The sequence below is a fragment of the Sphingomonas jinjuensis genome (assembly GCF_014197105.1).
GTDB classification, from domain to species: Bacteria; Pseudomonadota; Alphaproteobacteria; order Sphingomonadales; family Sphingomonadaceae; genus Sphingomonas; species Sphingomonas jinjuensis.
Genome location: NZ_JACIEV010000003.1, coordinates 1 through 14587, shown reverse-complemented (window position 1 = coordinate 14587; position 14587 = coordinate 1). Strand labels below are relative to the sequence as shown.

Here is a 14587-nt window from a genome sequence, read left to right as displayed (position 1 = left end):
TTCGCAGGGCGAACGGAAGACGGATTGACACCCCGCCCCTGCCGCGCCGATGCTGCGCAGCATGGCAGCCGACGATCCCGCCGCGTTCCTTCGCTCGATGCTCGGCGAATGGGAAAAGATGGCGAACAGCGTCGGCGGCGCGATGCTCCGGTCGGACGAATGGTCGCGGGGCATGAACACCGCCAGCGGCGCGACGATGAACGCGCAGGCCGCATCGAAGGACATGATGGAACGCGCGCTCGCCGCCGCCCAGATGCCGAGCCGCGCCGAGTTCGAGGACCTGTCCGCCCGCCTTGCCCGGATCGAGGCGGCGCTGGAGCGGATCGAGCTGCGCGTGGCCGGCGGCACGCCGGTCGCGGCGACGAAGCCCAGGCCCAGCCGAAGCCGCAAGCCCCCCGAGGCCAAGGGGTGACAGCGTCCTCTCCTCTCCACCCCCGTCATCCTGACGAAAGTCAGGATCTCCCGCGGCAAGGGCGGGACGCTCCACTGCGAAGTCCTGACTATCGCAAGGATGACGGGCTGGGCGGGACCGGTATGAGGCCCGCCTGATCCATGCCGACCGACCCCTTCACCACCGCCGCAGCCGAATTCGAGCGCGCGATGCTGCGCAACATCAAGGGGCTCGATTACTTCACCACCGCCGGCCCGACGCTCGGCGCGACGCCCAAGGACGTGTTGGTCGAACGCGGCACGATGCGGCTCTATCACTACCGCCCGCGCGTCGACGACGTGTACCGCGTGCCGATCCTGCTGGTGATGGCGACCACCAACCGCGGGTATATCTTCGATATGGTGCCGGGGCAGAGCCTAGTCGAATATCTGCTCGACGCCGGCTTTGACGTCTTCATGCTCGACTGGGAAGCGCCCCGCCCCGACGAGCGGCGGCTGCGTCTCCAGGACTATGTCCTCGACTTCATTCCCAGCGCGGTCGCCCGGGTGCAGGCGGAAACCGGCGAGTCCGACGTCAGCGTCGTCGGCTATTGCTTCGGCGGCGTCCTGTCCTTGCTGTGGGCAGCGCTGGAGGGGGACGGCGTGCTCGCCAACCTCGTCACCTTCACGACCCCCGTCGACTTCAGCAAGATGGAGATGTTCCAGGCCTGGGCGGACCGCCGCTTCTTCGACGTCGACCGGCTGGTCGACACCTTCGGCAACTGCCCCGGCGACTATCTCTACACCGCCTTCGACATGCTGCGCCCCGGCACGCGGGTCGCGGGCAACATCCGCCTGGTCGATCAGCTCCACGACGACGCCTTCGTGAAGTCGTTCCGCATGTTCGATCGCTGGGCCGCCGACATCCTGCCGCTGGCGGGCGAGTATTTCCGCGAGACCACCCATGCGCTGATGTGGGAGAACCGCCTCAACGAGGGCACGATGACCGTCGCTGGCCGCCAAATCGACCTCTCGCGCATCATCTCCCCCTTCCTCCACGTCGCCGCCGAACATGACCATATCGTCCCCACCCCCGCCTCCGCGCCGCTGCTGGGCATGGTCGGCAGCCGCGACAAGGAGGAGGTGATGCTGAAGGGTGGCCACGTCAGCCTCGTCGCCGGCGGCAATGCGATCCGCCGTCTGTGGCCCAAACTCGTCACCTGGCTGGGGAGCCGATCCACATGAGCCACGTCATCCGCCGCTTCGTCCCCGCGGATACCGATGCGATGCTTGCCTTCGCCAACGGCCTGCCCGAGCATGACCTGCTGTTCCTCGGCCGCGACCTTCGCCATCCGCGCGTGATCGAGGCGTGGCAGGCAGCGATCGCGGAAGGGTGGATCGACAGCCTGGTCGCCGAAAGCGACGGCCGTGTCGTCGGCAGCGCCGCCCTGGTCCGCGATCCGCTCGGCTGGAGCGGCCACGTCGGCGAAGTCCGCCTGCTGGTATCGAGCGAGCGCCGCGGCGCCGGCCTCGGCCGCGACCTGCTCGAGGCGATCTTCGCCATCGCCGCCGCGCACGGGCTCGACAAGCTGACCGCAGCGATGACGACCGACCAGCAGGCGTCGATCGCGCTGTTCGAAAGCCTGGGCTTCCGGGCCGAGGCGATGCTGAAGGATCAGGTCCGCGGTCGCGACGGCACCCCCCACGACCTGGCAATCCTCAGCCTCGACGTCTCCCGTCACCACGCCGCCACCACGGCGTTCGGCGTCGAATTGAACGATCGCCGCCCCGGCGCATTGACGGGGTGACTTCAGGAGAACAATTCATGGCCACCGCGGCCACCCATCGCTCCACCACCGTCCAGCGCACGAGCCAGCCGCCTTCCGCGCTGCTCGCGATGACCGAGCTGCCGCGCGCGCTCGTCGAACTGGGCGCCTTGCCCCTCGCCGCACCGCTGCTCGCCAGCGCGCCGCGCGGCGACGGGCATCCGGTGCTCGTCCTGCCCGGCTTCGTCACCAGCGACGCCTCGACCGCGGTGATGCGCGCGTATCTCAATCGGCTTGGCTATGACGCCCACGCCTGGGAACTGGGCCGCAACCTTGGCCCGCGCGCGATCGGGCGCGAGGGCGAAAAGCTGATCGCCCGGCTGAAGGCGATCCACGAGGCGACCGGCCAGCGCGTCAGCCTGATCGGCTGGAGCCTGGGCGGGATCATGGCGCGCCTGCTCGCCAGCCGCCTGCCCGATGCGGTGCGCCAGGTCGTGACGCTCGGCTCGCCCTTCGCGGGCGATCCCCGCGCGACGAACGTGTGGAAGCTGTACGAGTATCTCAGCGGCCAGCGCGTCGACGGCGACCATGCCAAGCGTCAGATGGCGGAGGTGTCGAGCGCGGCGCCCGTCCCCTCGACCGCGATCTACAGCCGCGGCGACGGTGTCGTCGCCTGGCAGAACTGCGTCGAGGAGAGCTGCGACCACGCCGAAAGCATCGAGGTCCACGGCAGCCACTGCGGCCTCGCCGTCAACGCCTCGGTCCTCTTCGCCGTCGCCGACCGTCTCGCCCAGCCTGATGGCGACTGGCACCCGTTCCAGCGTACCGGCCTGCGCTGGCTGCTCTATCCCGCGGCCGGGCGGGCGTGACGCTCAGCGAACCCGCTTGACTCGCGGCGAGCGCCGGCCCGGCGCGGTCGCGATATAGCTGCCGAGCGATCCCGCCTTCACCGTCACGGTGTCGCCCTTGCGCGGCATCAGCGGCAGCCCCTCGGTCGTGTCCCACACGCTGCCGTCGTCGAGCTGGAAGCGCATCAGTCCGCCCGGCAGCTGGGTCGATTCGGTCATCACCCCGACCAGCTGCTTGACCGGCTCGTCGTCCGACGCGCCGAACAGCTTGATCGACGGCAGCGAGAAGCCGAACAGCGAGCGCTTCGTCTTGCGCACCTCCTCGCGATCGACGACGACGAAATCCTTGGCCTTCTGCGCCTCGATCAGCGGGCGGGCGGCGCGGTCGTAACAGGCCAGCCGCTCGGCGTCGGTGGCGATCGCGACGCACTGCGCCAACGCATCGAGCGCCGCTGACGCCTTTGTATCGCGCCGCTGGGCCGCGAGCCCGGTCGATGCCGGCACGATCATCGCCACCATCGCGAGAAAACCCGAAAGCTGAGACGCTTGAACCCTCATCACTACCCCCTCGTCACTGTATTAGGTCGGCAATCCACGTCAGCAATACTACACTTCTGTGACCTAACAGACACAGCGGTTGACCAAAGCGGAAGCCTCGTCCGTCAGTGCATTGCAGCAGAAAGCGGCATCATTCTATGGGCATGCGCTAGAAAGCCAGCCGAACGATCAGAATCCGGCAGGCCGACTAGAAAGCTTAACAGACCTTAAAGGGGTTAATATGCAGATGACCGCTCGTTCGCGCCTGTTGGCGTCGACGCTTCTCATCGGTGCCGCTTCCATCGCCTCGCCGGCCTTCGCGCAGACCGCGCCGCTGACGCCGCAGACGCAGACCGAAGCCACCGACGCGAACAACCCGCCCCCGGCTGAAGCCGGCCAGGACATCGTCGTCACCGGTACGCTGATCTCGAACCCGAACCTCGTCTCGTCGAGCCCGGTCAACGTGATCGCCGAGAACGAGCTGACGCTGCGCAACACCAACACGGTCGAGCAGATCATCCGCGAGCTGCCGGGTGCGGTTCCGGGCATCGGTTCGTCGGTCAACAACGGTCAGGGCGGTTTCGCGACGATCAACCTGCGCAACCTCGGCTCGCAGCGTAACCTCGTGCTCCTCGACGGCGACCGCCTGGTCCCCGCCGCAGCCGGCGGCACCGTCGATCTCAACAACATCCCCGTCGCCCTCATCCAGCGCGTCGACGTGCTGACCGGTGGTGCGTCGACGACCTACGGCGCGGACGCCGTGTCGGGCGTCGCCAACTTCATCACCAAGCGCGACTTCGCCGGTTTCGAAGCGAACGTCAGCCAGCAGATCTCCGAGCGTGGCGATGCGAACTACTTCCGCAGCGACCTGACGATCGGCGCGAACTTCGACGACGGCCGCGGCAACGCGGTGCTCAGCGTCGGCTATCAGGAAGCCGATCCCCTCTACCAGGGCAAGCGCGACATCTCGGTCTTCACGATCGGATCGGCCAATGGCGTCGCCGCCGGCGCCTCGCCGACGTCGGTTCCCACCGGCGTCGACTTCGGTAACGGCCAGGGTCAGCTGCAGGTCAATCCGGCCGGCACGGCGCTGGTGACGGCCTATTCGCCGTTCAACTTCAGCCCGTACAACATCTTCCAGACGCCGTTTAAGCGCTACAACATCTTCGGTCAGGCGCATTACGAGATCTCGGACAACCTCGAGGTGTACAGCCGCGCGCTGTTCTCGAAGAACACCGTCCAGCAGATCATCGCGCCGTCGGGCATCTTCGGCGAAGCGCTGACCATTCCGGCGAACAATCCGTACCTCAACGCCAGCCTGCGCGCGCAGCTTTGCTCGCTGAACAACGTCTCGGCAGCGAACTGCACCGGCACGACTTCGCTCAACCTGCCGGCCGTCTACCGCCGCAGCACCGAGCTGGGCCCGCGCGTGTCGACCTGGACGACGCAGGTGTTCGACTACAAGGCGGGCCTCCGCCTGAAGCTGAGCGATCACCACAAGATCGACATCTCGGGCGCCTATGGTGAGAACCAGCTCGATCAGGTCCAGTCGGGCTACGTGCTGCGCAGCCGTGTCCAGCAGGCGCTCAACGCCAACAACACCTCGACCTGCACCGTCACGACCAACGGCTGCGTCCCGCTCAACCTGTTCGGCCAGGACGGCAGCATTACCTCCGCGCAGGCCGCGTTCCTGAACGGCCAGAGCTCGATCGTCATCAAGACCGCGCTGTCTCAGGCGAAGGCCGTCCTGAACGGCGACTTCGGCGCGACCCTGCCGTGGGCGGCGGAGCCGATCGGCTACGCCCTCGGCGGCGAGTATCGCAAGTACAGCTACAACCGCGCGCCGGACGCCTATGCGCTGTCGCCGGGCGAGCTGGGCGGTGCCGGTGGCGCTATCCTGCCCTTCAACGGCAGCTACGACGTGAAGGAAGCGTTCGGCGAATTGATCGCGCCGCTCGTCGCCGACAAGCCGTTCTTCCGCGCCCTGACCCTCGAGGGCGGCTTCCGCTACTCGAAGTATCAGATCTTCGCGGCGAACCGCCCGAACTTCGATGCGTGGACCTACAAGGGCGGCATCAGCTGGGAGCCGTTCGCGGCGATCAAGTTCCGCGGCAACTACCAGCGCGCCGTCCGTGCACCGAACATCGGTGAGCTGTTCTCGCCGGTCGTGACCAGCCTCGACAACCTGGCCGTCGACCCCTGCGCGGGCACCGCGCCGGTCAACAACGCCAACCTGACGCTCGCCTGCCGCAACCAGGGTGCGCCGGCGGCGTCGATCGGCAGCATTCTGAACCCGGCGTCGGGTCAGGTGAACGTGACCGGTGGTGGCAACCCGTCGATCCTGCCGGAGAAGGCCGATACCTTCACCGCAGGCGTCGTCATCCAGCCGAAGGACCTGATCCCGGGCTTCAGCCTCGCGATCGACTACTTCGACATCAAGGTGAACGATGCGATCACGGCGGCGACGCCGGGCGATCTGATCAGCGCCTGCTTCGGTAACAATCCGGCGTCGATCACCGCGGCTCAGGCAGCGTCGGCGGCATGCACCAGCATCCGCCGCAGCCCGCTCAACGGCCGTCTGTCGGGTTCGAGCGTGACCGTGCCGGGTCTGACCCAGCCGCTGACCAACCTCGGCCGCCTGGCAACCAACGGTGTCGACCTCAACGCGAACTACAAGCATGAGTTCGGCAACGTTGGGCTGAACCTGAGCTTCCAGGGCACCTGGACCGACAAGAACACGTTCCGCGCGTCGCCGACCGGCTACAACCGCGATTGCGTCGGCTACTACTCGGTCAACTGCGGCTCGATCCAGCCGGAGTGGCAGTGGAACCAGCGCACCTCGCTGTCGCTGGGCGAGGCGACCGTCTCGCTGCTGTGGCGCCACATCAGCGGCGTTCAGTACGAGGGTCAGGCTGCCGACTTCGCGGCGCGTGGCTTTACGACGGCGAACCGCAACCTGTTCAACGGCACCGTGACCGGCCCGAGCCCGCTTGCCGGCCGCTCGTTCAACTTCAACAAGATCCCGGCCTACGATTACTTCGATCTGTCGGTTCAGTTCGAAGCGACCGAGCACATGACCTTCACCTTCGGCGTGCGTAACCTGCTCGACAAGCAGCCGCCGCTGGTGGGTTCGTCGGCCGGTGCGACCGCCTTCAACAGCGGCAACACCTATCCGTCGACCTACGACGCGATCGGTCGCCTCTACAACGTGTCGGCACGCGTCCGTTTCTAAGCGGACACGTCCTTTGACGTCTCTTGAAGGGGCGGCCATCGCGGCCGCCCCTTTTTTTGTGCCTGGTTTCCGGGCTACCAGATCGATCATGTCCGCCCCCGACCCCCGCCTCGCCCCGTTGATCGCCGATGCCGCCGCCGCCCGTCAGCGCGGCGACGTCGCGACCGAACGCCGCCTGCTCGACCAGGCGATGGGAATCGCGCCGGACAACCCGCAGGTCCTCAATGCCCGCGGCATGCGCGCGATCGCCGATGGCGATGGCGCAATGGCGGCCAGGGTGTTCGCAGCGGCGGCCGAACGCGATCCGGGCCAGCCGATCCTGCTGATCAATCTCGCCACCGCAGAGCGGCTGCGCGGCGACGCCGATGCCGAGGCCGCCGCCCTCTCGCGCGCGCTCGACATCGATCGGCTCAACTTCGTCGCGCAGCTTCGCCTCGCCGAACTCAACCAGCGCCGGGGCGACGATACCGCCGCGGCGGTCGGCTGGTCGGGCGTCGTCCAGATGGCGGCGGCGATGCCCGACCGACCGCCGATGATCGAGGATGCGCTCCAGCGCGGCCGCACCTTCCTCGCCGCGCATACCGCGGCGCTCGACGCCCGCATCAACGACGCGATCGGGGGCGCCCTTGCGGCGATGGGCCCGGATGGTCGCCGCATCGACGCCTGCATCGGCCATCTGCTCGGCCGCCGCGCGATCTACGCCAACCAGCCGTCGGGTGTTCACGTCCCCTTCCTGCCCGCCGACGAGTTCTTCGACCGCCGCCTCTTCCCCTGGTTCGCCGCGCTCGAGGCGCAGACCGACGCGATCCGCGCCGAGGCGCTGGCGCTCGTCGCCGAGGGCATTCCCGCGATCCGTCCCTATGTCCGCCAGGAACCCGGCACGCCCGAGAACAAATGGACCGCGCTCGACAACAACACCGACTGGAGCGCCTGTTTCCTGTGGGAATATGGGTTACGCAACGACGAGGTCTGCGAACGCTGCCCCGCCACCGCCGCAGCGCTCGCGGCCATTCCCCAGAACGACATACCGGGAAAGGCGCCGACCGCCTTCTTCTCGATCCTGCGCCCCGGCGCTCATATCCCGCCGCACACCGGCGTCACCAACACCCGCGCCATCGTCCACCTGCCGCTGGTCGTGCCCGACGGCTGCACCTTCCGCGTCGGTGGAGAGACCCGGCCGTGGCGCGAGGGTGAGGCTTTCGCCTTCGACGACACCATCGAGCACGAGGCATGGAACCCCACCGCTCAGCCGCGCATCGTCCTGATCCTCGACGTCTGGAATCCGCATCTCGGCACCGACGAGCAACGTTTGCTGAAGGAGCTGTTCCGCGTGACCGGTCAGGGCGCCGTCAAGCCGTAGCGATCCCCGCTGCAGCGAAGGCGTCGCGCACCGGCGCCAGCTCGGCGGCATAGTTCTTCCAGCGATCGACTGAGCGCTGGTGAAGCGGCTGGCGCACCTGCCACACGCTGGCGGTGCGCACCACGCCGCCCCGGTCGCGCTCCGACAGGACGCCCTCCTCCCACGGCAGGCCCAGGCTCGCCAGCAGTCCGCCGATGCTCTCGCGTGGTGCGGCAACGACCTGCTCATAGGCGATGTCGCGGATATCGTCGCCGAACCGCTCGCGCCAATGCGCCATCAGCCGGCGATACTGGGCATACCAATGGACGATGTCGCCCAGGTCGTGGCCATAGGTGATGCTGTCGTCGAAATGGAGGAACCAGATCGACACCAGGTTGTCCATCGGCGCGCGTACCGTGTGGATGATCGGCGCCGCGGGAAACAGCCGCTTCACCAGCGCGAGGTGGAGGAAATTGTCGGGCCGCTTGTCGGTCACCAGCACCTCGCCCGGATGTGCCCGCGCTACCTCGGCGAGATAGGCGTCGCGCCAGCCGGCGAGCGTCGCCGCATCCGCCGCCGCCACCTCGGCCGGATAGCGTGGCATCGCGTGTGCCAGTGCGGGGAGCGCCTCGATCTCGCCGCCGCCGGTGATCCGGCTGTGGCGCGACAGGATGCGCTCGACCAGCGTCGATCCCGACCGGAACATGCCACACACGAAGACCGGCTGCGGCCCTTCACCCGGCGCCTCGTCGCGGGGCAGCGGCGGCAGCGCGATCAGCCGGTCGACCAGCGCCGCCTGCGCGTTGCGGTCGTAGCGATACTGCGGCGGCATCGCGGCGCGAGCCATCTGGTGCGCTGCGGCGATCGCCTGGAACGCCTCGCGATAGGCACCCAGCGCGTCGAGCGCATTGCCGAGCGCGAACGCCACCTCGGCACGCGTCTGCACCGGCATCCGCGGATCGCTCGCTACCCGCCGCAGCCGATCGACCGACGCCGCCGCCTGCCCCTCGAACACGTCGATGGCCGCGATCCGCGCCAGCGCCCGCCCGCTCGCCGGATCGATCGCGAGCGCCCGTTCGTACGCGCCCCGCGCGCCATGCGCGTCGCCCCGATCCTCACGCACATTGCCGAGGTTGAGCCACGCCAGGGCAAATCCCGGCGCGATCGCCAGCGCGGTCGTCAGTTCCGCCTCGGCATCCTCGGCACGCTCCAGGAATTCGGACAGGATCACCGCGCGGTTGAGATGCACTTCCTCCACCCGATCGATCCCGGCTTCGATCGCCCGGCCATAGGCGTGGAGCGCCGCCTCGAACTGGCGATCGGCGCGCAGCAGATAGCCAAGGTTGTACCACGCCGCCGCCGCACGCGGATCGAGCGCCGTCACCCGGGCGTAGGCGTCGATCGCCTCCGCCACTCGCCCCGCCCGCAGCAACGCGTCGGCGCGGCGCTCCAGCTCGCGCGCGTCCTCGCTCAGCGCTGCATCCGGATCATATCGCCCATCGACATCATATTATGATCGAGATGCGCCATGATCCAGAGCGTTCCGACCATCACCAGCGCGACGATCAGCACGCCGAACGCCAGCGCCAAGACATTGTTGGTATTGTCGGGGCCGCTGGTGACGTGGAGGAAGAAGACCAGGTGGACGCCCATCTGCGCCACCGCCAGCGCGATCAGCGCGACCGGGATCGCCGGGCCATAGATCAGCCCGCTCGCCAGCGCCCAGAACGACGCCAGCGTCAGCACCGCCGCGAGGCCCAGCCCGATTCCATAGCCGCGGACTTGTTCGGCGATCGATTGCGGCTCGTCCTCGCCCGGCGCGCGATCGGCACCCGCGCCGTCCTCCTGATGCAGCGTGTCGTCCGTTTCGCTCATGCGGCCGATCCCAACAGATAGACGACGGTGAATAGGGCTACCCAGATGATGTCGAGCGCGTGCCAGAAGAGTGCGAAACAGGCGATTCGGCGGACGATATCGTCGCGAAAGCCCTTGGCCCACACCTGCGCCATCATCGTCGTCAGCCAGAGCATGCCCAGCGTGACGTGGAGGCCGTGGCATCCCACCAGCGCGAAGAAGGCCGATAGGAAGGCGCTGCGCGACGGACCGTTGCCCTCGCCGATCAGATGGACGAATTCGTACAGCTCGCACGCCAGGAAGGCGGCACCGAACAGCGCGGTGACCGCCATCGAAACCTGGAACCAGCGTACCGACTTCGCCGTGGTCGCGATGGCGGCCATGCCGCACGCGAAGCTGGAGAGCAGCAGGAACGCCGTCTCCCACGCGACCAGCGGCAAGTCGAAGATGTCGCGCCCGGCCGGCCCGCCCGCCGTCTCCTTCGCAAGCACCGCATAGGCGGCGAAGAAGCCGGAAAACAGGATGAAGTCCGATAGCAGGAAGATCCAGAAGCCATAGGCGACGACGATCCGCTTGGGCGCCGGCCCGCGCTCGCTGATCGGCACGTCGCCATGGCCCAGATTGTGCGGATCGCCGCCGGGGCGCGAATGGGCGGGGGCGGCGCTCATGCGATCTGGTCCTGCGGCAGGCCGACCATCGCCGCCTTGGCACGGCGACGCTCGTCGTCGAGCCGCCGTGCCTCCTCGGCGCTCACCTCATATTCCGTCTCGTCCCGCCACGCGAAGACGACGAACGTCGCCCAGGCACCGAAGAAACCGACGATCGCCAGCCACCAGATATGCCAGATGAGCGCAAAGCCGATCGCGGTCGAGAAGAAGGCAGTGACGATGCCGGTCGGCGAATTGCGCGGCATCTCGAAGGCTTCGTACTTCGGTCGCTTCGACAGCTCGCCCTTCTCCTTGGCTTCGGCCTTCACCGACCAATAGGCCTCCTCGCCCTGGACGTTGGGCAGTACTGCGAAGTTGAAGGCGGGCGGCGGCGACGTCGTGACCCACTCCAGGCTGCGGCCGTCCCACGGATCGCCGGTCGTGTCCTTCAGCGCCTCGCGGTTCCGGATCGACACGAACAGCTGGATGATCTGGCAGGCGATGCCGGCGGCGATGAACAGCGCGCCGATGCCCGCGACCCACAGATACATCTGCCATTCCGGCACGTCGTAATGCTGCAGCCGCCGCGTCATGCCCTGAAGCCCCAGGATGTAGAGCGGCATGAAGGCGAGGTAAAATCCGGTGATCCAGCACCAGAAGCCGCGCTTTCCCCACTTCTCGTCGAGGGTGAAGCCGAACGCCTTGGGGAACCAGTATTGATAGCCCGCGAAGGCGCCGAACAGCACCGCGGGGATGACGATGTTGTGGAAATGCGCGACCAGGAACAGCGAGTTGTGCAGGACGAAGTCGGCCGGCGGCACCGCCAGCAGGACGCCGGTCATGCCGCCGATCACGAACGAGCACATGAAGCCGACCGAATAGAGCATCGGCGTCGTGAAGCGGATCCGGCCCCCGTACATGGTGAAGATCCAGTTGAAGACCTTCACCCCCGTCGGCACCGCGATGATCATCGTCGCGACGCCGAAAAAGCCGTTGACGTCGGCACCGGCGCCCATCGTGAAGAAATGGTGCAGCCACACCATGAAGCTGAGCAGGCAGATCACCATCGTCGCGACGATCATCGACCGATAACCGAACAGCGGCTTGCCCGAGAAGGTCGACACCACCTCGCTGAACACGCCGAACGCCGGCAGCACCAGGATATAGACCTCGGGGTGGCCCCAAGCCCAGATCAGGTTCACGAACATCATCGCGTTGCCGCCGAGCTCGTTCGTGAAGAAGTGGAAGCCGAGATACCGGTCGAGCGTCAGCATCGCCAGCGTCGCCGTCAGGATCGGGAATGCCGCGACGATCAGCAGGTTGGTCGCCAGCGTCGTCCAACAGAACATCGGCATCCGGGTGTAGCCCATGCCCGGCGCGCGCATTTTCAGGATGGTGGTGACGAGGTTGACGCCCGACAGCAGCGTGCCAACCCCCGATATCTGCAACGCCCACAGATAATAGTCGACGCCGACGCCTGGCGAGAAGCGGATCTCCGACAGCGGCGGATAGACGACCCAGCCGGTCTTCGCGAACTCGCCGACGACGAGGCTGATGTTGATGAGCAGCGCGCCCGAGGCGGTCAGCCAGAACGAGACGTTGTTGAGCGTCGGAAAGGCGACGTCGCGGACGCCCAATTGCAACGGCACCGCGAAGTTCATCAGCCCGATCATGAACGGCATCGCCACGAAGAAGATCATGATGACGCCGTGCGCGGTGAACACTTGGTCGTAATGGTCGGGGGGCAGATACCCCTCGTTGCCCATCGCCATCGCCTGCTGCGAGCGCATCAGCAGCGCGTCGGAGAAACCGCGCAGCAGCATCACCATCGCGAAGATGCAGTACATGATGCCGATGCGCTTGTGATCGACCGACGTGATCCACTCGCGCCACAGATAGGGGACGTAGCCACGCCGCCAGACCCACGCGAGCACGCCCGCGCCGATGAGCAGGACCACCGACGCCGCGACCAGCGGGATCGGCTCTTCCCAGGGAATGCTTTGCCAGCTGAGCTTGCCGAACATCAGAGTCTTTCCCTGCCGTGATGCTCGACCTTGTGGACCGGCACCCCCGCCTGGGCGACCGCCGCGTCGAAGAGGTTCGGCGATACGCTGCCCCAATAGCCGGGGCGCGAGGTTTCTTCCTTCCGCGCGAGCGCCAGATAGGCGCGATCGTCGAGCAGGCCGCCGCGGCCGCGCAGCGACTGCGCCCATGACTGGAAGGCGGCGGGCGAAACGGCTTCGGCGCGGAACACCATGTCGGCGAAACCTTCGCCGCTATAATGCGCCGACAGGCCGCGATAGCTGCCCGGCCGGTCCGCCTGCAGCGACAGCTTCGCGCGCATGCCCGGCATCGCATAGATCTGGCTGCCGAGCTGGGGGATGAAGAAGCTGTTCATCACCGTCCCCGACGTGATCTCGAAATTGACCGGCGTACCGATGGGCATCACCAGCCGGTTGACCGTCGCCACGCCCTGGTCGGGATAGATGAACACCCATTTCCAGTTGAGCGACACGACCTGGACGCGGATCGGCCGCTTGGTCGACTGGATCGGGCGGAACGGGTCGAGTTGGTGGCTGCCGATCCAGGTCATGCCGGCCAGAAAGATCACGACGAGCAGCGGCACCGACCAGACGAGCAGTTCGAGCTTGCCCGAGTAGGACCAGTCGGGCCGATAGGTCGCCTTCTCGTTGCCCGCCCGGAACCACCAGGCGAAGCCAGCCGCGGCGATGATCGTCGGCACGACGATACCGAGCATGATGACGAGCGAGTTGAGCAGGATCGTCCGCTCGCCGGCGCCGATCGGCCCGGCGGGATCGAGCACGCCGGGCACGCAGCCGCCCAGCAGGATCAGCGCAGTCGCGGCGACAGCGATCCTGCTGGAGGCAACGAATCTCACGCGTGACTGCCTGCGGACACGCATCGGTCCGGAAATATTAGGTTTGTGCCCCGCATCTCATTCGGCAAACCAGCGGAATGAAAGCTCGTTCCCGCCGCAGCGCTTTATTCATGCCCGCCTCGAACCCGCGTGCCGTCGCCAAGGCGCGGGACCTGGCATGCGACGTCGTCATCCTCGACCTCGAAGACGCCGTGGCGCCCGAGGCGAAGCCCGATGCGCGCGCCGCCGCGGTCGCGGCGATGGCGTCAGGATTCGGGGATCGCGAGCGCGTGATCCGCATCAATGCGCTGGCCACCGAATGGGGCGCCGCCGACCTCGACGCAATGCGCGGCGCCGCGGTCGATGCCGTGTTGCTGCCCAAGGTCGACGGCCCCGACGATCTGGTCGCGGCGCGCGAGCGGCTCGGGCCCGAGGGGCCGGCGCTGTGGGCGATGGTCGAGACCTGTGCCGGCCTCGTCGCGCTGCCCGCCATCGCCGTCGCGATGCGCGCGACGCGCACGACGCTGCTCGTCGCCGGCACCAACGACCTGGCGCTCGACCTTCGCGCACGCCCCGGCGCCGATCGCTGGCCGCTGGTCCCGGCGCTGTCGCAAATCGTCGCCGCCGCACGCGCCGGCGGCGGCGAGGCGCTCGACGGTGTGCTCAATGCGATCGACGACCCCGATCGGCTCGCGGCCGAATGCGCGCAGGGCCGCGCGCTCGGCTTCGACGGCAAGACGCTGATCCACCCTGCGCAGATCGCCGCCGCCAATACCGCCTTTTCGCTGCAGGCCGACGAGATCGCCGAGGCGCACGCCATCGTCGCCGCCTTCGCCGACCCCGCCGCCGCGAACCACGGCGCGATCAAGGTCGCCGGCCGGATGGTCGAACGGCTGCACCTTGCCGCCGCAGAGCGCGTGCTCGCCCTCGCGCCACGCTGAACATGAAGAGGCCGCCGCGGTTGCCCGCGACGGCCTCTCCCCCCGTTGAAGAAGGAAGGCGCTGACTTACGCGGCGGCGATCGCGGTCTTGCGGCTGCGGTAGCGCGAAGCGGCACCGACCATGGCGAAGCCGACGAGCATCATCGCCCAGGTGGCGGGCTCGGGGACGGCGGCGG

At 67.6% G+C, this 14587-nt stretch carries 14 protein-coding genes; 7 read left to right on the top strand and 7 right to left on the bottom strand.

Annotated elements, in window-relative coordinates; genetic code table 11:
* Nucleotides 1-61 precede the first annotated feature (61 nt).
* The 4 genes from GGQ80_RS05865 (at nt 62) to GGQ80_RS05850 (ending at nt 3004) form a co-directional block, all read left to right on the top strand.
* Nucleotides 62-412, top strand: a complete 351-nt coding sequence (locus tag GGQ80_RS05865; protein ID WP_183982984.1) for a hypothetical protein — start codon at nt 62-64, stop codon at nt 410-412.
* Nucleotides 413-552: 140 nt separating this feature from the next.
* Complete coding sequence (locus tag GGQ80_RS05860) at nt 553-1614, top strand: alpha/beta fold hydrolase (protein WP_183982983.1); 1062 nt, start codon at nt 553-555, stop codon at nt 1612-1614.
* Nucleotides 1611-2177 carry a GNAT family N-acetyltransferase gene (locus GGQ80_RS05855; RefSeq protein ID WP_183982982.1) on the top strand — a complete coding sequence of 189 codons (567 nt, stop codon included), beginning with the start codon at nt 1611-1613 and terminating at the stop codon, nt 2175-2177. The genes GGQ80_RS05860 and GGQ80_RS05855 overlap by 4 nt, the downstream gene beginning before the upstream one ends.
* A 17-nt stretch (nt 2178-2194) precedes the next feature.
* The gene (locus tag GGQ80_RS05850) at nt 2195-3004 is read left to right on the top strand and encodes an esterase/lipase family protein (protein ID WP_183982981.1); all 810 of its coding nucleotides are present in this window, start codon (nt 2195-2197) and stop codon (nt 3002-3004) included.
* A gap of 3 nt (nt 3005-3007) precedes the next feature.
* Here GGQ80_RS05850 and GGQ80_RS05845 read toward each other — a convergent pair whose 3' ends face one another.
* Nucleotides 3008-3541, bottom strand: coding sequence for a hypothetical protein (locus GGQ80_RS05845; protein ID WP_183982980.1), 534 nt, complete (start codon nt 3539-3541; stop codon nt 3008-3010).
* A 226-nt stretch (nt 3542-3767) separates the two neighbouring features.
* Here GGQ80_RS05845 and GGQ80_RS05840 point away from each other — a divergent pair, with 226 nt between their 5' ends.
* Nucleotides 3768-6752, top strand: coding sequence for a TonB-dependent receptor domain-containing protein (locus tag GGQ80_RS05840; RefSeq protein ID WP_343050885.1), 2985 nt, complete (start codon nt 3768-3770; stop codon nt 6750-6752).
* An 88-nt stretch (nt 6753-6840) separates the two neighbouring features.
* Nucleotides 6841-8112, top strand: a complete 1272-nt coding sequence (locus GGQ80_RS05835) for an aspartyl/asparaginyl beta-hydroxylase domain-containing protein (protein WP_183982978.1) — start codon at nt 6841-6843, stop codon at nt 8110-8112.
* On the opposite strand, the gene GGQ80_RS05830 is transcribed toward GGQ80_RS05835, so the two are convergent.
* From GGQ80_RS05830 to cyoA, 5 genes are read right to left on the bottom strand one after another with little or no spacing between them, the layout of a single operon-like run.
* Nucleotides 8102-9523 (bottom strand): tetratricopeptide repeat-containing sulfotransferase family protein, encoded by a 1422-nt coding sequence (locus GGQ80_RS05830; protein ID WP_246346905.1) that lies wholly within the window; start codon nt 9521-9523, stop codon nt 8102-8104. The two genes, GGQ80_RS05835 and GGQ80_RS05830, sit on opposite strands and share 11 nt — an antisense overlap.
* Nucleotides 9524-9561: 38 nt before the next feature.
* Nucleotides 9562-9966, bottom strand: coding sequence for a cytochrome o ubiquinol oxidase subunit IV (gene cyoD / locus GGQ80_RS05825; RefSeq protein WP_183982976.1), 405 nt, complete (start codon nt 9964-9966; stop codon nt 9562-9564).
* Entirely contained in the window at nt 9963-10613 is a 651-nt protein-coding gene (gene cyoC / locus GGQ80_RS05820) for a cytochrome o ubiquinol oxidase subunit III (protein WP_183982975.1), read from the bottom strand. Before cyoC ends, cyoD begins: the two co-directional genes overlap by 4 nt.
* The gene (gene cyoB / locus GGQ80_RS05815; RefSeq protein WP_183982974.1) at nt 10610-12616 is read right to left on the bottom strand and encodes a cytochrome o ubiquinol oxidase subunit I; all 2007 of its coding nucleotides are present in this window, start codon (nt 12614-12616) and stop codon (nt 10610-10612) included. Before cyoB ends, cyoC begins: the two co-directional genes overlap by 4 nt.
* Entirely contained in the window at nt 12616-13491 is an 876-nt protein-coding gene (gene cyoA, locus GGQ80_RS05810; RefSeq protein WP_343050883.1) for a ubiquinol oxidase subunit II, read from the bottom strand. Before cyoA ends, cyoB begins: the two co-directional genes overlap by 1 nt.
* Nucleotides 13492-13568: 77 nt before the next feature.
* On the opposite strand from cyoA, the gene GGQ80_RS05805 reads away from it, so the two are divergent.
* Nucleotides 13569-14411 carry an HpcH/HpaI aldolase/citrate lyase family protein gene (locus GGQ80_RS05805; RefSeq protein ID WP_183982972.1) on the top strand — a complete coding sequence of 281 codons (843 nt, stop codon included), beginning with the start codon at nt 13569-13571 and terminating at the stop codon, nt 14409-14411.
* A 66-nt stretch (nt 14412-14477) separates the two neighbouring features.
* Here the strand turns inward: GGQ80_RS05805 and GGQ80_RS05800 are convergent.
* A partial coding sequence (locus tag GGQ80_RS05800; RefSeq protein ID WP_183982971.1) for a PEPxxWA-CTERM sorting domain-containing protein occupies nt 14478-14587 on the bottom strand: 110 nt, incomplete at its 5' end.

What these genes read in the sequence shown, in the direction of transcription:
- GGQ80_RS05840 (WP_343050885.1), top strand. Translation starts at nt 3,768, where the DNA reads ATGACCGCTCGTTCGCGCCTGTTGGCGTCGACGCTTCTCATCGGTGCC.
- GGQ80_RS05850 (WP_183982981.1), top strand. Translation starts at nt 2,195, where the DNA reads ATGGCCACCGCGGCCACCCATCGCTCCACCACCGTCCAGCGCACGAGC.
- GGQ80_RS05805 (WP_183982972.1), top strand. Translation starts at nt 13,569, where the DNA reads ATGAAAGCTCGTTCCCGCCGCAGCGCTTTATTCATGCCCGCCTCGAAC.
- cyoC (WP_183982975.1), bottom strand. Translation starts at nt 10,613, where the DNA reads ATGAGCGCCGCCCCCGCCCATTCGCGCCCCGGCGGCGATCCGCACAAT.
- GGQ80_RS05855 (WP_183982982.1), top strand. Translation starts at nt 1,611, where the DNA reads ATGAGCCACGTCATCCGCCGCTTCGTCCCCGCGGATACCGATGCGATG.
- GGQ80_RS05860 (WP_183982983.1), top strand. Translation starts at nt 553, where the DNA reads ATGCCGACCGACCCCTTCACCACCGCCGCAGCCGAATTCGAGCGCGCG.
- GGQ80_RS05835 (WP_183982978.1), top strand. Translation starts at nt 6,841, where the DNA reads ATGTCCGCCCCCGACCCCCGCCTCGCCCCGTTGATCGCCGATGCCGCC.
- GGQ80_RS05845 (WP_183982980.1), bottom strand. Translation starts at nt 3,541, where the DNA reads ATGAGGGTTCAAGCGTCTCAGCTTTCGGGTTTTCTCGCGATGGTGGCG.
- cyoB (WP_183982974.1), bottom strand. Translation starts at nt 12,616, where the DNA reads ATGTTCGGCAAGCTCAGCTGGCAAAGCATTCCCTGGGAAGAGCCGATC.
- cyoD (WP_183982976.1), bottom strand. Translation starts at nt 9,966, where the DNA reads ATGAGCGAAACGGACGACACGCTGCATCAGGAGGACGGCGCGGGTGCC.
- GGQ80_RS05865 (WP_183982984.1), top strand. Translation starts at nt 62, where the DNA reads ATGGCAGCCGACGATCCCGCCGCGTTCCTTCGCTCGATGCTCGGCGAA.